Origin of the sequence: Muricauda brasiliensis (assembly GCF_003057865.1) — a bacterium.
Lineage (GTDB): Bacteria > Bacteroidota > Bacteroidia > Flavobacteriales > Flavobacteriaceae > Flagellimonas > Flagellimonas chongwuensis.
In genome coordinates, this window is record NZ_QBTW01000016.1 from 245,266 (window position 1) to 269,710 (window position 24,445).

A 24,445-nucleotide genomic window follows, 5' to 3' on the forward strand; every position below is an offset into this window, starting at 1 on the left:
GTTCAACTGAATTAAAACACATTTTATATGATCAACAGAATCATTGATTTTTCAATCAATAACAAATTTATTATAGGTCTGCTGACCCTCGCATTGATTGGTGCGGGCGTTTATAGCATGACCCAAGTTCCCATCGATGCCGTACCGGATATCACCAATAATCAAGTACAGGTCATTACCCAATCACCCAACCTGGGAACGGAGGATATAGAACAATTTGTAACCTATCCCGTGGAAGTTGCGATGAGCAACCTGCCCAATGTCAAGGAAATCCGCTCTGTTTCCCGTTTTGGGCTTTCTGTGGTGACCATTGTATTTGACGATGAGGTGGGCACTTATTTGCCCAGACAACTTGTAGCCGAAAAACTGCCCGAGGTTCAGGAACAGATCCCTTCTGGCTTTGGCAAACCCGTTATGGGGCCAATTTCAACGGGATTGGGCGAAATCTACCAATATACCCTTGAAGTAGATGATGAACATCAAGGTGAATATTCGGCAACGGAACTGCGAACGATGCAGGACTGGATTGTACGGAGACAGATGGCCATGGTACCCGGCGTGGTCGAGGTAAACGCCTTTGGCGGAAACAAAAAGCAATACGAAGTGGCGGTTGACCCGGACGAACTTCGCGCCATTGGTATAACCATTACAGAAGTGTTCTCGGCCCTAGAGAACAACAACCAGAATACAGGTGGGGCCTACATCGAGCGTAACCACCAAGCCAACTTCATTCGTGGTGAGGGGCTGGCCAGGACCATATCGGATATTGAAAACATGGTGGTCAAGGCCGTTAATGGCATTCCCATCAAAGTGAAGGATATAGGTAAGGTAAGCATGGGAAGTGCGGTACGCTACGGTGCACTTACCAAAGATGGAAAGGGCGAAGCCGTGGGCGGAATGATCTTGATGCTCAAAGGGGCAAATTCCAACGAGGTGATCGAGAACGTGACCCGACGTGTGGAACAGATACAACGGTCCCTTCCTGAAGGAGTGTCCATCAAACCTTTCCTTGACCGTAGCGAATTGATCGCCGAGACAACAGGCACGGTAACGGGGAACCTTTTGGAAGGTGGGCTTATCGTGATCTTCGTGTTGGTCTTGTTGTTGGGAAATTCGCGTGGCGGACTCATTGTGGCTTCGACCATACCCTTATCCCTATTGTTTGCCTTTATTCTGATGAATGTTTTTGACGTATGGGCAAACTTGATGAGCTTGGGGGCAATCGATTTTGGAATCATTGTGGATGGTGCGGTGATCATCGTAGAGGGCACCGTTTTTTTAATGTACTCCTATGTGGTCAAAAAGAATGGCGTTAGTGCAGAAACACGGGATGACATCGCCGCTAAGGCCTCCAAAAAAATGATGAACGCCGCTTTCTTTGGCCAGCTGATCATTCTGATCGTGTTCCTGCCCATTTTGGCCTTGGAGGGCGTCGAAGGGAAAATGTTCCGGCCCATGGCCCTCACCTTCATTTTCGCCATGATCGGGGCCATGCTATTGTGTCTTACCTATGTGCCCATGGTTTCGGCATTGTTCCTACGGCCGCCAAAATCCAAAAAACAATCCTATGGCGATAGGTTCGTGCATTGGATTGAGCAGAAATATGAACCGTTGTTGACCAAATCACTTTCCAAGGCCAAAATGGTCGTAAGCATTGCCCTTGGCCTTTTTGCCATTGCCATTTTCGCCTTTACGAGAATGGGTGGTGAGTTTATCCCGCAATTGGACGAAGGTGATATTGCCTTTCACGCGATCTTGAAACCCGGCAGTTCCCTGTCGGAAACCATCGAAACCACGACAAAGATTGAACGTATCGTGAAGGCCGAATTTCCCGAAGCGGAAACCGTTCTCAGCCGTATCGGTGTCGCCGATGTACCAACGGACCCGATGCCCATGGATATCGCCGATATCTTCGTTATCCTCAAACCAACGGATGAATGGACATCTGCAGAAAGCAAGGATGAATTGGTGGAAAAAATGAAGGAGGCCATCAGTATCGTTCCCGGTGTGAATTTTGAGTTTACCCAACCTATAGAAATGCGCTTCAACGAATTGCTTACGGGTGTTCGTGAGGATGTGGCCATTAAATTGTTCGGGGAAGACCTCGGCATATTGGCAAGCAAGGCCGAGGAAATGGGGGAAATCATTGCCACCGTTCCCGGTGTGGCAGATATGAAAGTTGAGGCCACGGACGGCCTGCCACAAATCACCATTGACTATAATCGCAATAAATTGGCACAGTACGGTCTAAAGATCGAACAGCTCAATAAAGTGGTACAGGCCGCCTTTGCAGGAGGAAAGGCGGGCGTAATCTTCGAGGGTGAAAAACGGTTTGACCTGGTCGTAAGACTTCAAAAGGAAAACCGGCAAGGCATCGAGGACATCCAGAACCTGTTCATCAACCTGCCCAATGGTTCGCAAATCCCATTACGGGAAATTGCCGAGGTAAGTTATGAACCCGGCCCGATGCAGATAAGCCGTGACAATACCAATAGGCGGACCTATGTGGGCATCAATATTCGCGACCGTGATGTAAAATCCGTTGTAGAGGATATCCAAGAAAAATTGGATGCCCAGTTTGACCTGCCCACAGGATATTACATTCGGTATGGTGGTGCTTTCGAAAATCTGGAACGCGCCAGCAATAGATTGCAAACTGTGGTCCCTATTGCCTTGTTCCTGATTTTCATATTGATTTATTTTGCGCTAAAGTCCTTTCCACAGACCTTGATGATCTACCTCGCCATCCCGATGGCCACCATTGGCGGTGTGTTTGCCCTGTGGTTAAGGGATATGCCCTTTAGTATTTCCGCGGGGGTCGGCTTTATCGTGCTTTTTGGCGTGGCCGTTCTGAACGGACTCGTCATGATAAGTGGTCTCAATGAACTGAAGGAAGAAGGCGTGACCAATCTTAAAGGTAGAATTATAGAAGGCACCAAAAGACGGATTCGTCCCATTATGCTCACGGCCTTTACGGATATTTTAGGGTTTCTTCCCATGGCCGTTTCGGCTTCGGCCGGGGCAGAGGTACAGCGACCTTTGGCCACCGTGGTCATTGGTGGCTTGATAACTTCGACCCTCTTGACCCTCTTTATCCTACCCATCTTTTACCAATGGGTCGAGGGACGTTCGGAACGGATGAGTAAACCCGACCCGAAATGGGTTACCCCTGTGGTCATGGTCCTTCTTTTGTTCGCCACCGCACTGCCTGCCAAAATGCATGCGCAAGAAGGTTTTGAAAATGCACGGCAGATCCAGCCTAAAGATTCACTGCCCGCTATTTCATTGGAAGAGGCGGTGGAAGTTTCCAGGAAAAACTACCCGCTGTTGAAAGCGAAACAATGGGAGGTCCAAAAACAAACCGCCTTAAAAGGTATGGCTTACGACCTTGGCAATACCCAAGTCTTCACAGGTGGCGAAGAAATTGCGGACGGACAAGGAATTTATACCTTGGTTGGGGTTGGACAACAGAATATCGACCTGTTGGGCATCAGTGCAAAAAGGCGTTTGCAGAGACAACGCATCGCTTTGGCCGAGACAGCTCTTGACCTTTCCGAACTGCAAGTGGAACAGGAGGTCAAAAAGGCGTGGTCAGAAGCCTATCGACAACGACAGAAATTTGAACTGTACCGTGAACTGGATTCCATTTATTCACAGTTTAAAAAAGCAATAGAACTCAACTTCAAGGTAGAAGCCATTTCCCGGCTGGAATATTCATCGGCCACAAATCAGGCCTTACAAATCAACAATCAACTGCAACAGGCCGAAAGTGATTATGCCATTGCCCTGCAAAAGCTCAATCTTTGGTTGGTTTCGGACATCTACTATTCCGTTCCAGAAAAGCTTGATGAAAGTGCGGTAACGGTTTTGGGATGGGACGGGGATTTGGGAAAACACCCAGAGCTGGAACTTTCACAAAGGCGCATCGAGGAGGCCGAGGCGACATATGATGCGGCACGGGCTGACCTGCTACCTAAGTTCAACCTTCAGGGCGGACTGCAACAGGTCAATGGCAATAGCGGGTTCTACACTTATCAAGCCGGCATTTCGGTTCCTTTGTTTTCAGGTGGACAGCGTAGTCAAGCCAAGGCCGCCAAAATTGAAAGTGAAATCGCAAAGACCAATGCGGATTATACCAAACGCCAGCTGCAATCCGAATATCGGCAGGCGGTGGAAGCCTATCAGAAATGGAGCGCATCGTGGCAATTTTATAGGGACAAGGCCTTGCCGCTTGCCCAAGAGCAGCGCAGGGGAGCGTTGTTGGCCTACGAGGAGGGTGCGGTGGACTATGCAGCGTTCACACAGATTATTCGGGATGCCATAAACACGGAAATCGATGCACTTGACGCTCTTGACAACTATCTAGAATCAGTATTTGAATTACAATATTTTAAACAATAGACAAATGAACAATCTTTTTAAATATAACGTTATTGGGCTTGTGACGATGCTCTTGGTACTTGCTTCCTGTGGGAATTCCAAAGCCGATACTGAGGAAGCAAAGCAAAAAAAACCTGAAATGGGCGAAATGCACAAAGAAAGTGAAGCCAAAGAAGCCATGCTTACGGAGGCGCAGTGCCGGAATCTTAACATGAGAATCGATACCGTCGCCCAACGTGTTATGAAGCAGTATGTGGAAGCCAATGGCCAACTGGAGGTCCCACCTCAGAATGAAGCGACCATTACGACGGTCGTGGGTGCCAATGTGGTGTCCATAGAGGTCATTGAAGGCGACAAAGTAAAAAAGGGACAAACGGTCGCCTATTTGTCCCACCCCAATATCATCCAGAAACAGACCGATTACCTGAACGCCTACAGTAACAGCCAGTTTCTGCAAAAGGAATTTGAAAGACAAAAAACCCTGTATGATGCCGGGGTGGGCAGCGGGGCCAACTTTCAAAAGGCCGAAGCGGAATACCGGGCATCCCAAAGCCTGGCAAAGGGATTGGAAGCACAGTTGCAACAATTGAACATTGGTGCGTCCGGGGTGAGAAACGGTACGATTTACCAACGGGTGGCATTGCAAAGTCCCATTGATGGATTTGTCCAAAACGTAGCGGTGAAGACCGGGCAGTATGTAGAACCGCAGACCGACCTATTTGAAATCGTTGACACCCATCACGTCCATGCCGATTTAATGGTGTTTGAAAAGGATGTGTACAAAGTAAAGGTAGGGCAGCAAGTATCCTTCAATGTACAATCCATTCCCGGAAAGGAACTTACTGCGAAAATTTATTCCGTAGGGAAAACTTTCGAGCAAAATCCCAAAGCGATACACGTCCATGCTGAAATCGAGAACAAGGAAGGGCAGCTGATTCCAGGGATGTATGTTGAAGGACGGATTGAAATCCAAAAATCCGAGACCGTTGCGGTGCCTGAAAGTGCAATAAGTTCGAACGAGGGAAAGAAGTATATTTTTAAAGCGGAGCGTGAAGGCAATGACTGGAGCTTCAAACCTGTCGAAATTAACACAGGCTCAAATGACGGGGATTGGGTCGCCATCGATTTTGTAGATTCCGTTGGGCCAAATACTACATTTGCATACAACAATGCCTACTATTTAATGGCCCAAATGAAAAAAGGGGATGCGGGACATAGCCATTAATAAAATTACAATATGATGACAGACATTGAAAAAACATTGGAAAATAAAGGTGTACGCCCAACGGCGATGCGTATTTTGATCTATAAATATTTGGCTGAAAAGGAAGTGGCCATTGCCCTGACCGATATGGAGAACGCTTTCTCAAAAGCGGACAGAACCACATTGTACCGGACCCTGAAGACCTTTGAGGAAAAACGCATTGTGCACCAAATAGATGATGGCACCAATATTTCAAAGTATGCCCTGTGCGAACCAGGTTGCAATTGTGAAATGGAGCAAGATCTGCACCTCCACTTTCATTGTGATAACTGTGATGAAACGGTCTGTCTCACTGAGCATAAGATTCCCCATATCAATCTACCTGATGGGTATGTGGCAGAAAATGCCAATTTGGTCATTAAGGGAATCTGCGACAAGTGCAGCGGGCAATAATTGCACTTCCGTTGCATGAAACAAATAACGACCTTACCGTCTATGAAAAAGAAAAAAGTAAAACTACGTGATCTAGGTTCAAAGGAACGCCAGGGCGAACACGGACACGAAAGTGGCCATAACCATGACGGTCCTGAAGGTGTATCTAAATTCAAGACCTATTTACCGGCCATTTTCAGTTTTGTAATGCTCATCATCGGCATAGCGGTGGACTATTTTGATGCTTCCCCGTTTTTCAAGGGCTGGATAAGGATCGCATGGTACACCCTTGCCTATTTGCCTGTTGGTTTTCCTGTCATCAAAGAAGGTTGGAACAGTATAAAGCATGGTGATCTCTTTACTGAATTTTTCCTGATGTCCATTGCCACTCTAGGGGCCTTTGCCATAGGCGAATACCCAGAGGGCGTGGCGGTAATGTTGTTTTACGCCGTGGGCGAACTGTTTCAAAATGCAGCAGTCAATCGGGCAAAGGGAAATATTAAGGCCCTTTTGGATGCGCGACCGGACGAAGCTTTGGTGCTTCGTAACGGGAATTTCGTTACCGTAAACCCCGAAACCGTCGAGATTGGCGAAAGGATACAAGTGCGTGTGGGGGAGAAAATCCCCTTGGACGGCATTCTCTTATCCGAAAGAGCTTCCCTCAATACGGCGGCAATTACTGGCGAAAGTAAGCCCGATACGATAAATAGAGACGAAAAAGTCTATGCCGGAAGTATTAATCTCGAGGGTGTTATCGATGTAGAAACCTCCAAAGAATTCAAGGACAGTTCCATCACTCGAATCTTGGATATGGTACAAAACGCTACAGCCAGAAAATCAAAGACAGAACTGTTCATTAGAAGATTTGCAAGAATTTATACGCCCATTGTGGTTTTCCTTGCCATTGGATTAACGTTCTTGCCCTACTTTTTTCTAAATGACTATGTATTTAGGGATTGGCTCTATCGCGCATTAATATTCCTAGTGGTTTCCTGTCCCTGTGCCTTGGTCATTTCCATTCCGCTCGGCTATTTTGGTGGTCTGGGAGCGGCATCCCGAAATGGGATCCTCTTCAAAGGTGCATCTTTTTTGGAAGCAGTCACCAAAGTGAACACGGTAGTTATGGACAAAACGGGAACCGTTACCAAAGGGGTTTTTAAAATCAAGGAGATCAAGACTGCCCAATTTGAGGAAGCCAAGTTTATGAAATACTTGATGGCCATGGAGGAACAATCTACCCATCCCATAGCAAAAGCAATTTTGGAATACAAAGCCGAAGGCACAGATATAAAGGCAACCGATGTATCGGAAGTTGCCGGAAAGGGATTAAGGGGAACGGTCAATGGGAAAATAGTGCTGGTGGGCAATAAAGCCCTAATGGCCTCAAACAACATTGATGTACCTTCAGAAACCGATGATATTGTGGATTCTATTGTAATGTTGGCCATTGATGAAAAATTTGCAGGCTATGTTACCATTGCAGATGAACTCAAGGAAGATGCCCATCAAGCCATCCAACAAATCAGGGATGCCGGGATTTCGAAAATCATAATGCTTTCGGGTGACAAAGATTCCATAACGCAACAAGTCTCGAAAAAGTTGAACTTTGATTGGGCAAAGGGCGGCCTATTACCAGAAGATAAGCTCGGCGAAGTCGAAGAACTCAAAAAACAATCAGATACCAAAGTGGCCTTTATGGGCGATGGTATTAATGATGCGCCCGTTCTGGCCATCAGCGATGTGGGCATTGCCATGGGAGGCTTGGGTAGTGATGTGGCCATTGAAACAGCAGATGTCATCATTCAGACCGACCAACCGAGCAAGATGGCACGAGCCATTAAAATAGGACGCTCCACCCGAAAGATAGTTTGGCAAAATATTGGGCTCGCTTTTGGCGTGAAGGCATTTGTGCTCATCCTTGGAGCGGGAGGCCTAGCCACGATGTGGGAAGCAGTTTTTGCTGATGTGGGGGTTGCCTTATTGGCAATATTGAATGCTGTTCGACTTCAGCGGATGAAGTGGAACACTTAGTTTCAAAGAGGAACTATTTTTTGGGCTAACTTATATTTCAGCCGTTGTTGGCAGCCCCATGGTTGGCCAAGACCTTCAATAAAATTGTACATGAGACGCTTCGCAGGTTGTGTCACCCAAACAACTGTCCTTGTTTTGGAGGGGACTTCAGAATGGTTAGGGGTCTGATTCTTCGAGAAACGGCGACAGGACTTATGAGACAATATGAAAGCTTCCGGGCATAAAGAATCTTATCCGAACAATTACGAAATGCTTATCACTGTAGATGAAAAATAATCCGGTCGTAGGGTAACTCCAATACTTTTGTTCCCTTATTGTCGTAATGTTTGATGAAACTTCATTTGGTCAAAACGGAAGTCGCCCAAACGGATTTTTGGTGCGTCCTTCCTTTGCAAACCCTTCTTGGGGTTTTGCCTATAAGGCCGCAAATCCGCTTGTCCGCCCAACAAATTTTAAGGGTCCCGTAATAAAAGAAGCCCTGATTGTTTTTCGGGGCATCGAAAAACAGGGCAGGGCCCAAGGACTTCCAATCAGGACACCATCGCCTGCAGTCGCTCAACTTCCCGTACGCTCCCTTGCCAATGGGTCGGATGGAATTCCTAGGGCCCTCATCGAACCTGTCAAGGCCAAGGCAGGTTTTGTCCATAAATAGGGTTTCCACTTCCTTGAAAACCTTAAGGTTTTACTACGTCGCGGAGCCTCCCGATTTCTGTCCAAAAGCCTTGACAGAACCCCCTTCTTTTATTGTGCTACGCACGTAAGAAGCAAACAAACGCCCCTTAAAATTTGGGAGACAAAAACCAAAAAAATAGAGGGGAAATTTTTAACCCTGTTTGCTGATTTATCCATACTGGAAGATAGCAGGCCTTTAAAACTTTTTACCATGAGTACATTGAGAAACAAAGTGCAGTTGATCGGAAACGTGGGGCAAGACCCTACCATTACAGACCTTGACAAAGGCAAACGTGTGGCACGCTTCACCATGGCCACCAATGAACACTACAAGAACTCCGAAGGGGAACGGGTGACCAATACCGAATGGCACACCATCATCGCATGGGGGAAACTGGCCGACATCATCGAGGGCTTCGTGACCAAGGGCAAGGAAGTTGCCATCGAAGGGAAATTGACCTCTCGATCCTATGAGGACAAAGAGGGCAATAAGAAGTATGTGACCGAAGTGGTGGCCAGTGAGATTCTATTGTTGGGTGGTGGTGATAACAATACCACCGAATAGATGGATTGGGGGTGTCCAGTCTTTGGGCATCCCTTTCTTTTTCATCCTTAATACTATTGAAATGGAACACCGTGTCAATGAAATACAGATCAGTTATCGGGAAAAGCTCAGTACCCTGAAATCCCTGTCCGTGACGAACTCCAATGAGGTGGCGAATCTATTGTTCAAAAATTGGGACAACAAGACCATAGGACTGCACGAGACCTTTAAGATCGTGCTGCTCAACCAGTCCAACAAGGTAAAGGGTATCTATCCACTATCCCATGGGGGCATCACAGGTACCTTGGTAGATCTGCGCATCCTTTTTGCCATTACCCTAAAGACCCTTTCCGTTGGGATCATCCTCGCCCATAACCATCCTTCTGGACAACTCAAGGCCAGTTATCAGGACAAACAATTGACCCAAAAGATCAAAGAGGCGGCACAGCTTTTTGATGTCAAGATTTTGGACCATATCATCCTTGCGCCCGATGGTAGGTATTACAGTTTTGCCGATAATGGAATTCTTTAATCCAATGGTCATGGAAGCGAATACAGCGAATACAGAAATGACGGAATTTGAAAAATGGTTGGAAGAACAATATGACCCAAGGTATTACCCCGATGGGTTCGATCCAAGCCTTTATGATCTGTGAGCAATGAACTATCAAAGTTTTGAATAATGGTCTATTTGAACTTTACCAACCTTGATAGCGAGACCCAGGAACGTTTGCTTTCCGTATCCAAAGAAGATGTGGAAAGCCGTTCCGGGACCGAATTGCGCCAATTTGCAGAAACCCACGATAAGGACTATGATATCCTCTTGGAAGATGCCTGCCCTGAGCGGAGTCGAAGGGAAGCTTTGCGAAACCTATACCATTATGATTCCGTATTCAATATGTGAATGCCAAAACACACCATCGAAGCCCATCCATCACGATGGGCTTTTTTTATGGGTTCATGGTTGGTTTTTAGGTGGGTCGAACACCCAAAAACCAATTTGGGAAATTCTTGTTTGTAAAGTGCTGGGCAACCCCAAAGAATACCTATCCCTTATTTGACCGCAAGTTCGCCCTTCAAAAATGTTCCCATCAAAAGACTACGGCATAAACCGTTCGTACCTCACTATTTATTCCGTTTCCTTTTGAGCTGAAATTTTTGGGAAGTGCGGGGATGCCCTCAAATAATTAATAATCTAAAATCATGTATTATGAAAGCAATTGTAAAAAAGTCATTGGAGATCCCAGCGAAGAAACACCCAAAGAAAAGTGTAGTCAAAAAGACAGCGGATGCCTCGGTGGACAAAACCTACTCCCTGGTGGTCAATCTCTGGATATTCCGGTATGAGTATTACAGGGAACAGACCACTTCTGTCCCATCGGAGGACTGATTGGAACAAGACCCTTGAAAAAGGGTCTTTTTTTTTGGCGTTCCCGTGGAACTCCTGACGTTGTGGAAACCCAAAAATGACCGTTTCATATATGTTGCGGGCAAATGATGCCATTTGCCCGCAGAACGCATTTTTGTGGCTGGAGGAATGTGGGTATATTTAAGATGCTACATCATAGCAAAGTTTGCACGGCATCCCAACTTGATTTGACTTTCCAAAAGTCCGTGCTCCATTAGGTAAAATATGATAAGGGACAATGGTCTTTTTAAGATGGTTTGTGCGATGCTTTTTGGGCCCCTGGCGCAAAAAGGAGAAGCAAGAGGATAGCGTGCTGGCGCAGCGCTACCGATCATGGTTGCTCCGCAAGGCCCTGTTTATGGGGGTTTCGGGGAATCTTGAAGATTTTGGGTATTCGGTTTTTGTTGAAAAAATGGGCCGGACCCAGTAAAACCAAGGAATTTTTGTTGAAAAAATGGATAAAGGATACGAAAAAGAGACGTTTGCGGGACTGAGGATCAAAATCTCGGTGGCCCTGAAATTTCGGAGCTTTTCCAAACGGCAAGGAAAGTCCCATTCCATGACCTTGTTGGCCATGGTGGAGTTCTTTGACCATAATGGCATATCGCCCGATGAACGAATGCACGAGACCATTGCAAGCCTTAAATATTTGATCAAAAGGCGATTCAATGCCATGGTGGCCATTATGCGCAGTATCGAAAAAGAGCAGACCCTGCCCACGGTCAGTATGATACAGGCCCTTTTCCAGCAGGAACTGGAGTCTGAAGAAGGCGAGGAATGGGAAGGGGACTTTGAGTTTTTTGAAAAACAACTCACCGAGATCAATTCCCCTACCAACCCAGAACTCTTGGACAAGGAGACCACGGTCCCCAAGATCGTGCATGAACGACTGAAGGAACAGTTGGAAGAAGTGAAAGCTGATTTTAACCATGTGCTGGACCATGTGTCCCTGACCAAGAACCGCTTTGGAAAGGACCACCTCAAAGTGGACCTCAAACCCGGGGCCATTGAACAGTACCGCACCAAACTCAAAAATCTATAATCATGTACATCGCCATCACAAGACAACATTTGGGAGATAACTATCGCGGCAGTGCCAGTGATTTTATCAAGTATCTCGAAAAGGAGAACGAAGGTAAGGCCTTGGAAGAGCAAGAACTTTTTTTCAACCAAACGGAAAATGACATCGATGCCCAAAGGGTCATTGCCGAGATCGATGCCAATACGGCCAAACTTTCGAAACGGGATCCCAAGTTCTATTCCATCATGGTCAGTCCATCCCAAGCGGAGCTCAAGCATATCGGGAACAACCCCGAAAAGCTGAAAGAGTACACCCGGGAGATCATGAAGACCTATGCAGCTTCCTTTTACCGGGACAAGGAGGTTTTAGTGAAGGATGTGTTGTATTTCGCGAAGTTGGAGCGGGAAAGGGTCTATTCCGAAAAGGACAAGAAAGTCAAGGAGAACCAGGCCTATGCCAGTAAGATCCTGGAACTGCAACACCAGATCAGGGCCATCAAGGAAGGGCGGGAGCAAGGGAATATCGCCAAACTTCAGGAAAAGATACAGGTCTTGGAAACGGAGGCGCCCCATAAACAGAACGGTAAGCGGATTGTTCCCGGAATGGCCAAGGAAGGTCACCAGAGCCATATCCATATCATCGTCAGCCGAAAGGATATCACCAATGCCCATAGCCTCTCCCCGGGGTCCAAGTTCCGTACCTCGGAGACCACCCTCAACGGGGAGAAGGTCAAACAGGGATTTGACCGGGACAAATTCTATCGAGCGGCGGAAAAGAGCTTTGATAAACAATTTGGTTATCGCAGGAACTTTGTGGAGACCTACCATGCCCGAAACTTGTTGGATAAAAATCCCAAGCAATTCTTTGTGGCCCTTTTGGGACTGCCGACCAATGAAAAACAGGCCGCAAAACAATTGTTGTTCAAGGCTGGCATCAAAGTGCCGAGCATCCCCACCAATAAAGCGCAGTTGGCCTATAAAGCGTTGATGCAACTTAAAAAAGGCATCGGAAAGGCCATGGAATCAGGATCCATTGGAATTTAAATAGTGTAGATATGGAAAATTTAGGATGGATTGAAATAGTATCTGGGATTGTAATCGGGGGAGGAATCTCGGTTGCAGTAAATCGATTTCTCAAATATGGGTTTGTGATTTGGGTTTTGGGAATAGTTCTTTTGGCTGTGGCCAATGGTTTACTTTGGGGGTGGGATGATTTTATAAAGGGATCATTGACCCTTTGGTTGCCGCTGTTTTTTGTCCATGTGTTGATCTATGGCCTAGTGGACCACCACAGAGACGATAAGAAACCCTCCAAGGTTTTTGAAGTGAAAATGAAGGTCAAGGGGAGGCCGTTGGTGTTGGGGAACATTCGGCGAGGTGTTTCTGTTATGGCCTCTGCTGGGAGTGGAAAGACGGAGAGCGTTATCTATAACTTTTTAAAGCATTTTCAAAAGGAGCATTTCTCAGGGGTCATCCATGATTACAAGGATTTTGAGATCACCGAAATGGCCTATCCTTTGTGGAATGGTGAAGAGATCCCCTTTAAGATTGTTTCCTTCGGTCCGATTTATAATCGGGTCAATCCAATAGCTCCCCGATACCTGCCCGATGAGGAAAGTGTGCATGAGGTGTCAAGGGTGCTATTGGAGAATTTGATGGAACATCGGGACTCGGACGAGAACAGTACCTCCCGCTTTTTTAAGGATGCAGCCGAGGGCTTGATCAGTGGATTGATTTGGCGATTAAAGACCGATTATCCACACTATTGCACCTTGCCCCATCTCATGGCCGTTTTTCAGCAATTGGGTACTAAGAGTTTGATCAAATTCTTAAAAGGAAACATCACTTCACGGGCCATGGCGGATGCCTTTATCAGTGGTATTGGGTCCGAGCGGCAAACGGCAGGGGTACTCAGTACCCTGGCCAATGGTTTTAAAAAAATCAGTACCCGGAAAATCTTTATGGTGCTTTCCAAGGATGAGATTTCCTTGGATATCAATAATGAAGACCACCCATCCGTCATTGCCTTGGTGAACAACCCCCAAAAGGATGCTTCCCTTTCCCCGGTGATCGCTACCATCATCCATACGATATCCAAGCAGATGAGTCAACGGAATCGAAGACCCTCGTTTATGATGTTGGAAGAGGCCTCGACCTTACGCTTGCTCAACATGCACCGGATACCGGCCACATTGAGGAGTTATGACATCGTTAGTGTCTATGTCCTTCAGGACAAGATCCAAAATGATATGATGTATGGGGAGAAAGCGAGTAAAGCGATACTCTCCAATCTCTCTTACCAGTTCTTTGGAAAGGTCAATGACCCGGATACGGCTAGATATTATGAGCGGTTCTTTGAGTTGGTCAAGATACCGACACGGAGTGTGAGCAAAAGTTCAGGGTTGAACCTGGAACGACGTATCACCGAAGGGGAGAAGGAAGTGTCCAAACGGAGGGCCGAGGTGTTTTTTCGGTTGAAACAAGGGGAGTTTGTGGTGTTCGCGGATGGGAAGGACCGAAAGGTGCAGTTTCAGAAACCAACAATTGAAAGGGGATTGCCCAAGCCTTTGGGGATTTCAGAATTGGAATTGGAGCAGCATTATCTCAAGGTTTTCCAAGAAATCGGTTTGTTGTTCAAGGCCGATTAAAGGAAGGATATGGAAGAAGGAAGGAATTCGTGGGACCATGGTGGAAATCCTGAAAAGAACATGTTTGAGGGCTAGGCCTTGGCGGATGGAGTGGTGAACAGGATCAGGCCAAGCCTATATAAAAAGAAGTAGATAATAATTTTCTTTCAATAATTCCCGCAGCTTTCTAAAGGCATTCCGCTTACTGGTCTTTACCGTGTTTTCCGTAATCTGCAATTGCAATGCGATTTCAGGGTTCCTGATACCCTTCAAGGTTAGTTCGATGATCACCCTTTGGCGATCTGGTAGCTCGGAAACCACCTTGTGTACCAGGTGGAAAGTCTCTTGATCCAACAGGGTCTCTTGAAGGAAGGAATTGCTCTCCAACATATTGATTTCGTCCAGGTCCTTGTCCCTTTTGGATTGTTTCAACAGGTTCAGGCAATGGTTTCGGGTGACCACATACAAAAAGTTCTTCACCGATTTGATATCCTCAAAATCGTCCCTGCGTTCCCAATACTTTACCAAGGCCTCCTGGGCCACATCCTCACTTTTGTCAGTTGTCTTTAAAAACTTGAAGGCAAAGGAGCAAAGTATGGGATAGAAATCCTCAAAGAACTCCTTAAAGGATTCCTTGTTACCGGATTTGATTTCTTGGATTAACTGTTTCAATGCTGGATTCGCAACTTTTAAGGGGTAAATATATAAAAAGCACAGTATTGGGATATCCATAGACCATCTACAGCCCTTAATTGATACAGTATGGTATCTTTAAGTAACTAACAGTTAATAGTTTTTTTTAGTTGTGGATACTACCAATCGATATTTGGATTGTTCCTATATCAAACCCATCCATTAAATCGGTTTGTCATGGACATCAATGATAGAAATCATACCTTATCAAGGATTCTTTCCAAGGAACTGATTGGAAGCATCAGTGATGCAGATAAGGCATATCTGGAAAATTGGTTGAGGGAATCCAAGGACCACCAAGATAGCTATCAAAGAATCACAGGGGCTGGTTGGTACCAATCCAATCAAAGGGTGTTCAATGGGTTTGATGTGGAAAGGGCATGGTCCAAGGTGGAACCCAAGATTACAAGAGCTCCCAAGGTAGTAAGGTTGCGTATATCCGTCTTCAAGTATGTTGCGGCAGCGGCAAGTTTGCTTCTATTGCTGACCGGATATCTGTACCGTGAACAGCTAGAGAACTATTTTGGTACAGACCAGGTTGTCTCGATCATTACCAACAACCAAATTAAACCGGGCACCGATAAGGCTATTTTGACCTTGGCCAATGGAACCGCATTGACCTTGGGGGATAAGGATTCCTTGCAGTTGGGTAACGCCAAGAGTACCAGAAAGGAAATTGTTTACCAAGATAAGGGTGGTGGAAAGGGAGAAATCGAATACAATACATTGACAGTGCCCAGGGGTGGCCAGTTTGGCCTTGAGCTATCAGATGGAACCAGGGTCTGGCTGAATTCACAATCGCAGGTACGCTATCCCACCCATTTCATTAAGGGAGATACCCGGAGAATTGAACTGGTGTATGGGGAAATCTATTTGAAAGTGACATCCAGTAAATTGAACGGAGGCGCACGTTTTACCGTGGATCAAAAAAGGCAAAGTGTCGAGGTGTTGGGAACAGAATTCAATATTAAGGCCTATCCGAACGATCCCGTCATTACCACAACCCTTGTCGAGGGCAGGGTCCAAGTGTCCCAACAAGGGAATAGGCATGTTTTATTGCCCGGGCAGCAAAGTATTTTGACCACCGGGTCCGGTAATGTCCGGATTCAGGATGCGGATGTCTTCCGGGAAGTTTCCTGGAAGGACGGTATTTTCTCCTTTAAGGACAAATCCCTTGCGGATATCATGAAGGTGTTCTCACGTTGGTACGATATGGAAGTACAATTTGCCTCCGAGGACATCAAGGAATTGACCTTTGACGGAACCCTCCACAAGGACCAGTCCATAGAAGATATTCTCCATTTTTTGCAGGGTACCATCAATTCGTATGAAATAGAGGACAAGACCATAACTTTAAAATAATGGCATCATCAAATCAAAGTTTAACCCAAAAAACCAGCAACGTATGTGATAGGAACGAATAAAAAAGGGAATAAAGGTTCAATCTCGCTAAAAATCCAACCGTTTATTCCCTGTGACATCATTAGGAATTATTGAATAACCCACTAACAATTACTCAAATTTATGAAAATCAAACCAACTGGGAGTAGGGGCGATGTTTTATCGCGACCACTTCATTTGCTTATGAGGATATTTATTCTTTTATGCTGTACCACGGTGTTCAGTCTGACACCGAAAGACCTGTTCTCCCAAGGCACCAAGATCAAGGTGGAAAGGGATCAAGAGGTGACCGTAGAGGAGGTCTTTGAAATGATTACCCGGCAGACCAAGTATTCCTTTATGTATCCCTCCGATATGTTCAAGGAGTATCCAAGGGTTTCCTTGAAAAAGGGAACGGTGCGGATGGATAAATTGATCAACGAAAGCTTGGCGTACGGAGATATAAACATTGTTCTTACCGCTAACAATGGAATCATCATCCAAGAACAGGACCAAGTGGTGCAATTCAGCGTTACAGGTACGATAACGGATATGGAAGGGGTGCCGATTCCGGGGGCCACTATACTGATAAAGGGTACACGGAGGGGGGTGTCCTCTGATTTTGAGGGGAACTTCAGCATTCAAGTGAATGACGAGGCCAATGTCCTTGTTATTTCTTCCTTGGGGCATGAGCCGCAGGAAATAATCGTAGGCCAAAAGCGCACTTTTGTTGTACAACTGAAAGAGGCATTGAATGAACTCGATGAAGTGGTCCTTGAATATGCAACAGGCTATCAGAAAGTTTCCCCGGAAAGGGCAACGGGTTCCTTTGTACAGATAGACAATGAATTGTTGAACCGGACGGTGGGCACGGAGGTGATCGGCAGATTGGAGAACGTGACACCGGGCCTGTTGTTCGACAAACGGCAGGTGGGCGACACACAGGGCCAGGATTATAGATCTCTTCGGATCAGGGGGATTAATAGCATCGAATCGGACAACAGTCCCCTGGTCGTCGTGGACAATTTCCCCTATGAGGGAGACATCAACAGTATCAATCCAAACGATGTTGAGAGTATCACGGTCCTGAAGGATGCCGCTTCCGCTTCCATATGGGGTGCACAGGCAGCAAACGGGGTCATAGTGATTACCATGAAAAAAGGAAAAAGGAACCAGCCTTTGACCGTTTCATTCAACAATAACATAACCATTGGCGAAAGACCGGACCTTCACTATTCACCAAATTTCATTCCATCCAAGGATTTTATCGGGTTGGAGCGGGAACTGTTCAACCGGGGATACTATGACAGTGATCTCTCCAGTACAAGGTACCCTGCCATTACCCCGGTCGTTGAATTTTTGGCCCAACACAGGGATGGTGCCATTTCAGACTCCGAATTGGATAGTGCCCTTGATCGGATGTCCGGGTATGATGTCCGGGACGAGGCCGAAAAATATTTCTACCGCAGCAGTTTCAACCAACAAACCTCCTTGAGCCTCCGGGGCGGGAGCGAAAAGATGGACCATTACCTCTCCGGTGGCTATGACCGTAACCTGGAGAACGGGGACGGCAATGAATTGAACCGAATCACCTTGGTGTCCAACAACACCTTTAGGCCCGCGAAAGGACTTTCCTTGAGCCTGGGCATCAATATGACCCAACGGAAACGGCAGAACAATGCTTCCCGATGGGGCACTGTCGATACCGAGCTGCCCTATAATAGGTTCGCCGACGAATCAGGGAATTGGCTACCAGTGACCAACATTCTGCGATCGACTTATGTGGATCAGGCGGAAGCAAATGGACTGTTGGACTGGCATTACCGTCCGTTGCAGGAAAAAGCATTGCGGGATGCGGTGACAAGAACAACGGATTATCGGATAGATACCGGGGTGCAATATGATTTTTTGGACCATTTCAGCATAAGTGTCAATTACCAATACCAACAAACCATTTCCAAAGAAAGAAACTTGCAGGACAAGGATGGTTTTGCCGTTAGGCACCAGGTCAATAGGTATACCCAAGATGATGGTACAAGAGTTTTTCCCTATGGCGGGATATTGTCGCAGGAATTTTACGAAGACAGGGCACATTCGGGTAGGATACAGTTGAGCCATCATCAAAGCTTCAATGCCGATCATCATGTCAATACCATGGTTGGCATGGATGTCAGAGAGACGAATGGCCATGGAAGTGCAACACAGTTATACGGCTATGATGACAATGTACTGACCTATAACAACGATTTGGATTTTACGACGCGATACCCACTAAGGCCCGCAGGGTCATTATGGTTGCCCCCACCCAATCAGGAAGTTACCGATTTGACCGACCGATATGTCTCCTATTATGGGAATACTTCCTATTCGTTCAAGGATAGATATGTTGTTTCCGGAAGTATCAGGTACGATGCTTCGAACCTTTTTGGTGTCAAAACAAACCAAAAGGGAGTTCCGTTGTGGTCCGTGGGGGCAAGCTGGGATCTTTCCAAAGAAACGTTTTATGGATCGAAGGCTGTACCATACCTCCGTTTGAGGGCCACATATGGATATAACGGGAACATTAATAAATCAGTGACCGCCTTTCCCACGGCGAGGTATTCCGTGGATAGCAGGACGGATTTGGTCTATCTCGATCTTAGAAGCGCTGGCAATCCTGCACTTAAGTGGGAGAAGATCGGCATGGTGAACCTCGGATTGGATTTTGCACTGAAGAACCAACGGGTTTCCGGGACCTTGGAATACTTTGCCAAGAAGGGGGAGGATATTATAGGCGAACAGTCGCTGGACCCAAGTACCGGGGTGTATAACCAAAATCTGTTGAACTATGTGAACTACGCCTCTACGAAAACCTCAGGGATGGACGTCCAGATCAATACCATCAATATGGATAAAACCTTTCGCTGGACTTCCAATATCCTTTTCAGTTATACCAAGAATGAAATCACCGATTTCAATGATGAAGCCATCACAAGCAGTAATATTCTGGCAGGGATCACCAATAACTTTTCCAACCTGCCGCAAAGTGGAAAACCGATAGATGGGGTATATAGCCTGCCTTGGTATGGACTGGACCCGGATACCGGGAACCCCCTGCTTGAAATTGATGGGGAACCCAGTACCGCCTATGGGGACTATTTGCGCAATATTGATATGGATGGGTTAAAATATCATGGGGTGAACGTTGCACCCATTTTTGGGTCCATAAGAAACAACTTTACGTGGAAAGGATTGACATTGAGTGCGAACATTAGTTGGAAGGCGGGCTATTACTTTAGAAAGAGCTCCTTGAACTACTATAGCTTACTAAACAACTATGACCTGCATAGGGATTATTTAAGTCGTTGGCAAGCCACTGGGGATGAATTGATTACAGATGTGCCATCCATCCCTGAAACCAGTGATTCCTACAGGGATTATCTCTATCAAGGTGCTGAACTCCATGTGGAAAAGGGCGATCATATACGTTGGGAGGACGTAAATCTCAGTTATACCTTTGATAAACATGACCATGCGTGGCTTCCTTTTCGGGAACTACGGATATATGCAAATGCCAAAAACTTGGGAATTTTATGGCAGGCCAGTGATTCTGGATTGGATCCGGACTATCCCCGAACCACATATCTAATGCCCAAAATGTACTCCCTTGGCGTCCATCTAACTTTTTAATTAAAATCTGAAAAAAATGAAAAACATATACGGTATAGTACTACTTACAATGCTGCTGTTCGGGTGTGACAAAGAATGGTTGGAGATCAAGCAGGACAAACAACTTGTGGTTCCGGAAACCTTGACGGACCTACAGGCGCTATTGGACGATTCTGCCAATATCAATTTTGGGAGATTTCCCTACCTAGGGGTTGTCGGGGCCGATAATTTTTACCTTTTGGATGAAGATTGGGAAGGGATGGACCCTGAACAGCACAATGCCTATATCTGGGCTGAAGATATCTATGAAGGTAACACCAGTTACAATTATAATACCCTCCATTTGGCGATTCTATATACCAATATAGTGCTGGAAAGAATAGAAGATATAAATCCTTCCGTTGAAGAACAGGAAATGTGGGACAATGTTAAGGGGAGTGCCCTATTCTATAGGAGCTGGATGTTTTATCAATTGGTCCAAATCTATGCCAAACAGTATGATCCCACAACGGCCGATAGCGATTTGGGCATAGCCCTGAGGTTGGAATCCGATGTAAACATCAAGTCAAAAAGGGCATCGGTACAGGAAACCTATGATCAGATCATCAAAGATACAGAAGCGGCCATTGGACTCTTGCCGAGCACACCACTGGTACAGACCCGTCCAAGCAAGCTAGCGGCCAATGGCCTGTTGGCCAAAACTTATTTGCAGATGGGGGACTATGCGGAGGCTTTGCGATATGCCACTGCATATTTGGCCATTGACAATACCTTAATGGATTATGACAGTTTGGATGCCACGGACAATTATCCCTTTGAACTCTTTAATGTCGAAACAGCCTTTTGCAGCACGATCTATCCATTTTCGACCATCTTGAATACCCATCATATAGATTCAACTTTATATAACTCCTATGACGGAAATGATTTAAGGAAGACCCTCTATTATTTTGATGATAACGGGAGAATGGCTTTTAAGGGGACGTATGCTGGATCGTCCCGACAATTTAGCGGGATGGCCAATGACGAGTTCTATTTGATAGCTGCAGAATGTGAGGCTAGATTGGGGAATCAAAGTGGATCCATGCAATATTTGAATGCTTTGTTGTCAACTCGTTGGGCCGAGGGTACTTACCAGCCCTATGTCGCCAATGATGCCAATGATGCCCTTGGGATCGTACTCAGAGAAAGGCGGAAATCCCTTGTGTTCCGGGGAATTAGATGGCATGATTTAAAACGGCTGAACATGGAGGCCGACTTTGCCATTACATTGGAGCGACATATTAATGGAGAGATCTATACCCTACCTCCCAATGATTTGAGATATGTACTGCCTTTTCCTGATGAGGTAATTGAATTGTCTGATATCGAGCAGAACCCGAGATAATCTGTAGAAGTTAGATTGGCCTGGAATTGCCTATCACGGTGAAAGAAGCTTTTCCGATCCTTGATTCGGTTTTGGGCCAATAAATTGATAATGGCCTGCCCTGAAATGACCATGGTATGGTACGGGCCGAATTTTACTGTTGAAAACATTCATTATGAAAAAAATACAAGATTTACTGTTTTTTTGCATCGTTCTTTTGATGGTACTGATGCAGCTGTGCTGTCAATCTGAAAAAGAATCCATCGAACCACTTTCGGTTGGGGATGTATATTCCTTAGGATACCTGAAGGAACAATTGACCAAAATAGACAAGTCCTTATTGGTTGACATAGAGGAAAAGCTTGTGATATTGGAGTTTGTTTCCGCCACTTGTTCAACCTGTGCTGAATCAGTGCCTCATTTGCAAAGACTACAAACCAATCATTTGGAAGACGTTTTGATTGTTTTGGTGACTAGGCAGGATGGTTCCAAGTGGAAAAAATTGGCTGCAAAACATCAATGGGAGTTACCGATCATTGCCGGGGATACCGTTCTGAACAAATATTTTCCCTATGCTGCGGTGCCCCATCAAGTATGGATCAAAGGCCAAAAGGTATTGGCCATAACGGGATGGAAATCTGCCAATGAATCCAACATTGCCACCGTATTGGCCGGGAAAGAGCTGAAGTCTTATTTAAAAGAAGATACCAAGGTAGATTTTGATGAGATCATACCAAATCAACATTTGGCGCTCTATCAATCCGTTATCTCCTCCCGAACAGGTGTAGGTTCAAGGTTCAGATTTAAGAAAGACGAAATTCTGGTACAGAATGCCAATATAGTATTTTTGTACAACTGCGCCTTTGAAATGCCCAATTTCCCGAACAACGCCTATGTCAAGCTGGAAGTGAATGATTCATTGCGGTACCTTATCCAAGGCCCAATGGATGGTATCACCGGAACTTATGAACAGGATACCACCTATTTGTCTTGGCGTGACCGATATACTTTCCTTTATAATCTTAGGATTGCAAAGAAGATCATGGCCCAAAAGCCCAAAATTTCAGAATTCATGGTCCAGGATCTGAATCGGTTTTTTAAGGGGTATCTGGGAATTGAAGGACAGAAGAGGAAACGAACCGTAAAATGCCTTGCACTGGTTGAAACGGATACCTTGGGAAGATATAAGATGAATAGAAACCCTGAGAAGAGTGGGGACAGTGGTATGGACATTGAATTATTTGTGCGAAAAATAGCGTATCGGAACCACGATTGTGGGATTCCGATTGTAAATGAGACCGGATACTCAGGAGATACTTCGATTGAAGTAAAGGAACATATGGCTGATTTTCCAAATATCAACAAAGAGCTGGAAAGGTACGGTCTTCAATTTGTGGAAAAGGATGTGGAAATTGACATGGTAGTCATTACGGAAACAAACAGTGGGAAAGATAGCCCTGCTTTTTAGGACTCAATGACCTGGTCCTTTTAAATTGGGGAGCAAAATTATGGATTGACCACTCTCTGGGTGATGCCCACGACCAGGATTCTTGAAAGCATCAAGTCAACGTTTAGCGGTTTTTATTTTTTGAATTAGTCAATCGGGCCCTGTCCATAGTTATGGATGGGGCTTTTTTTATTGGTGTGTGAAGACTCGTTTCAGATTGCGTAAAGAAGAGATTGCTGTCATTATCAGCGGCCGTGTATTGTAGCGGCAGACCGCCGGGGTCATGAGTACCCTGACCAATGGTTTTATAAAATCAGTACCAGGAAGATTTTTATGGTGCTCTCCGCAGATGAGATTTCCTTGGATATCAATAATGAAGACCACCCTTCCGTCATTGCCTTAGTGAATAACCCCCAAAAGGATGCTTCCCTTTCCCCTGTGATCGCCACGATCATCCATACTATATCCAAACAGATGAGCCAACGTAACCGGAAACCTTCCTTTATGTTGTTGGAAGAGGCTTCGACTTTACGGCTGTTGAACATGCATCGGATTCCAGCCACGTTGCGGAGTTATGACATCGTTAGTGTCTACGTGCTGCAGGACAAGATCCAAAATGATATGATGTACGGGGAGAAGGCGAGCAAGGCGATACTTTCCAATCTATCCTATCAGTTCTTTGGAAAAGTGAACGACCCGGATACCGCAAGATACTATGAACGCTTTTTTGAGTTGGTCAAGATACCGACTCGAAGTGTAAGTAAGAGTTCAGGGTTGAACTTGGAACGACGGATCACGGAAGGGGAGAAGGAAGTGTCCAAACGAAGGGCCGAGGTGTTCTTTCGGTTGAAACAAGGGGAGTTTGTAGTGTTTGCTGATGGTAAGGACCGTAAGGTCCAGTTCCCAAGGCCGGATATTCCAAAAGGGCTACCCAAGGCATTGGAGATATCAGAACTGGAACTGGGACAGCATTATTTGAAAGTGCACCATGATATTGGTACGATATTCGAGCCCCCAAAATAGTGATCACAATGCCATTGTCATATCCTCTTTTCTAGGGTTACCGTTATGCTGCCCATGGTTTATAGGAAATGGATTTCATTGGAGTGCCTTTATTTTAATAGGTTTCCGACAGCAATCCCTTTCCTGTACGAAATTGTTCTTGCAAGTAAGCCCATAACTCCCTAGTTTTGGAAAAGGTCCCATATTCCATGGATTTCAAAAACTTCTGTCAAAAATGGATATGATGAAAAAAGTGTTGCTGGTGGGTGTAGGGTTGATGGTGTTCTCCTGCACATCCCCAAAGGATGGGGGCGACCGGTTCACCGTTACCCATATCGAGCCTGGAAAAGATTGTCAGACCCTGTTCTTGATAGATGCAGAGGGGGATGAATACACGACGGTCATCAGTATTCCCAATGGCAATTTTGTAGAGGTCCATAAAGGGGATTCGGTCAAACTGGACATCGCCGAGGTTCTTGACACGAATCCGGTGACCCTCATTTCGAAATCCGTAGAGGTTATGCTAAAGTAATAACGGTCAAGGAATCCATGGTCAGCAATGACCCAAAGGACGGGGTGGCAGCCAAAGCA

19 protein-coding genes and 1 pseudogene are annotated in these 24,445 nt (G+C 45.8%); 19 read left to right on the plus strand and 1 reads right to left on the minus strand.

The genetic code is table 11. The features are described 5' to 3' along the window. The first annotated feature begins 27 nt into the window (after positions 1-27). The 13 genes from DCK90_RS13215 to DCK90_RS13270 all read left to right on the plus strand — a co-directional run bounded on the left by DCK90_RS13215 (position 28) and on the right by DCK90_RS13270 (position 14,339). Positions 28-4,401, plus strand: coding sequence for a CusA/CzcA family heavy metal efflux RND transporter (locus DCK90_RS13215; protein WP_108246678.1), 4,374 nt, complete (start codon positions 28-30; stop codon positions 4,399-4,401). A gap of 4 nt (positions 4,402-4,405) precedes the next feature. Further along, positions 4,406-5,605, plus strand: coding sequence for an efflux RND transporter periplasmic adaptor subunit (locus DCK90_RS13220; RefSeq protein WP_108246764.1), 1,200 nt, complete (start codon positions 4,406-4,408; stop codon positions 5,603-5,605). A gap of 15 nt (positions 5,606-5,620) precedes the next feature. Beyond that, positions 5,621-6,037: a Fur family transcriptional regulator gene (locus tag DCK90_RS13225; protein ID WP_108246765.1), complete on the plus strand. Its 417-nt coding sequence runs from the start codon at positions 5,621-5,623 to the stop codon at positions 6,035-6,037. Positions 6,038-6,079: 42 nt separating this feature from the next. Next, entirely contained in the window at positions 6,080-8,047 is a 1,968-nt protein-coding gene (locus DCK90_RS13230; protein ID WP_108246679.1) for a heavy metal translocating P-type ATPase, read from the plus strand. 322 nt (positions 8,048-8,369) lie between these two features. Further along, on the plus strand, positions 8,370-8,699 hold the full coding sequence (locus DCK90_RS13235; protein ID WP_108246680.1) for a hypothetical protein: 330 nt from the start codon (positions 8,370-8,372) through the stop codon (positions 8,697-8,699). Between the two features lie 231 nt (positions 8,700-8,930). Next, a complete protein-coding gene (locus DCK90_RS13240) occupies positions 8,931-9,284 on the plus strand; it encodes a single-stranded DNA-binding protein (protein WP_036385938.1) in 354 nt (117 codons plus the stop codon). 61 nt (positions 9,285-9,345) lie between these two features. Further along, positions 9,346-9,795, plus strand: a complete 450-nt coding sequence (locus tag DCK90_RS13245) for a JAB domain-containing protein (RefSeq protein ID WP_108246681.1) — start codon at positions 9,346-9,348, stop codon at positions 9,793-9,795. A gap of 150 nt (positions 9,796-9,945) precedes the next feature. Then, positions 9,946-10,167, plus strand: coding sequence for a hypothetical protein (locus DCK90_RS13250; protein WP_108246682.1), 222 nt, complete (start codon positions 9,946-9,948; stop codon positions 10,165-10,167). A 306-nt stretch (positions 10,168-10,473) separates the two neighbouring features. Further along, positions 10,474-10,653, plus strand: a complete 180-nt coding sequence (locus DCK90_RS13255; RefSeq protein ID WP_108246683.1) for a hypothetical protein — start codon at positions 10,474-10,476, stop codon at positions 10,651-10,653. Positions 10,654-10,909: 256 nt separating this feature from the next. Next, on the plus strand, positions 10,910-11,101 hold the full coding sequence (locus DCK90_RS17015; protein WP_159075835.1) for a hypothetical protein: 192 nt from the start codon (positions 10,910-10,912) through the stop codon (positions 11,099-11,101). A gap of 24 nt (positions 11,102-11,125) precedes the next feature. Beyond that, positions 11,126-11,713 (plus strand): BfmA/BtgA family mobilization protein, encoded by a 588-nt coding sequence (locus tag DCK90_RS13260; RefSeq protein ID WP_108246684.1) that lies wholly within the window; start codon positions 11,126-11,128, stop codon positions 11,711-11,713. A gap of 2 nt (positions 11,714-11,715) precedes the next feature. Next, the gene (mobB, locus tag DCK90_RS13265; protein ID WP_108246685.1) at positions 11,716-12,735 is read left to right on the plus strand and encodes a MobB family relaxase; all 1,020 of its coding nucleotides are present in this window, start codon (positions 11,716-11,718) and stop codon (positions 12,733-12,735) included. Positions 12,736-12,746: 11 nt separating this feature from the next. Further along, complete coding sequence (locus DCK90_RS13270; protein ID WP_199912692.1) at positions 12,747-14,339, plus strand: type IV secretory system conjugative DNA transfer family protein; 1,593 nt, start codon at positions 12,747-12,749, stop codon at positions 14,337-14,339. 114 nt (positions 14,340-14,453) lie between these two features. Here the strand turns inward: DCK90_RS13270 and DCK90_RS13275 are convergent, their stop codons facing one another. Beyond that, a complete protein-coding gene (locus DCK90_RS13275) occupies positions 14,454-14,990 on the minus strand; it encodes an RNA polymerase sigma factor (protein WP_159075836.1) in 537 nt (178 codons plus the stop codon). Between the two features lie 198 nt (positions 14,991-15,188). Here DCK90_RS13275 and DCK90_RS13280 point away from each other — a divergent pair, with 198 nt between their 5' ends. From DCK90_RS13280 to DCK90_RS13305, 6 genes and pseudogenes are all read left to right on the plus strand, one after another. Then, on the plus strand, positions 15,189-16,373 hold the full coding sequence (locus DCK90_RS13280; protein ID WP_108246687.1) for a FecR family protein: 1,185 nt from the start codon (positions 15,189-15,191) through the stop codon (positions 16,371-16,373). Between the two features lie 162 nt (positions 16,374-16,535). Beyond that, the gene (locus DCK90_RS13285; RefSeq protein ID WP_108246688.1) at positions 16,536-20,060 is read left to right on the plus strand and encodes a SusC/RagA family TonB-linked outer membrane protein; all 3,525 of its coding nucleotides are present in this window, start codon (positions 16,536-16,538) and stop codon (positions 20,058-20,060) included. A gap of 16 nt (positions 20,061-20,076) precedes the next feature. After that, positions 20,077-21,426, plus strand: coding sequence for a RagB/SusD family nutrient uptake outer membrane protein (locus DCK90_RS13290; protein ID WP_108246689.1), 1,350 nt, complete (start codon positions 20,077-20,079; stop codon positions 21,424-21,426). Between the two features lie 154 nt (positions 21,427-21,580). Next, a complete protein-coding gene (locus tag DCK90_RS13295; RefSeq protein ID WP_108246690.1) occupies positions 21,581-22,873 on the plus strand; it encodes a TlpA family protein disulfide reductase in 1,293 nt (430 codons plus the stop codon). Positions 22,874-23,117: 244 nt separating this feature from the next. Beyond that, a pseudogene (locus tag DCK90_RS13300) lies at positions 23,118-23,875 on the plus strand (type IV secretory system conjugative DNA transfer family protein); the annotation flags it as partial. Between the two features lie 220 nt (positions 23,876-24,095). Then, complete coding sequence (locus tag DCK90_RS13305; RefSeq protein ID WP_159075837.1) at positions 24,096-24,386, plus strand: hypothetical protein; 291 nt, start codon at positions 24,096-24,098, stop codon at positions 24,384-24,386. Positions 24,387-24,445: the final 59 nt, after the last annotated feature.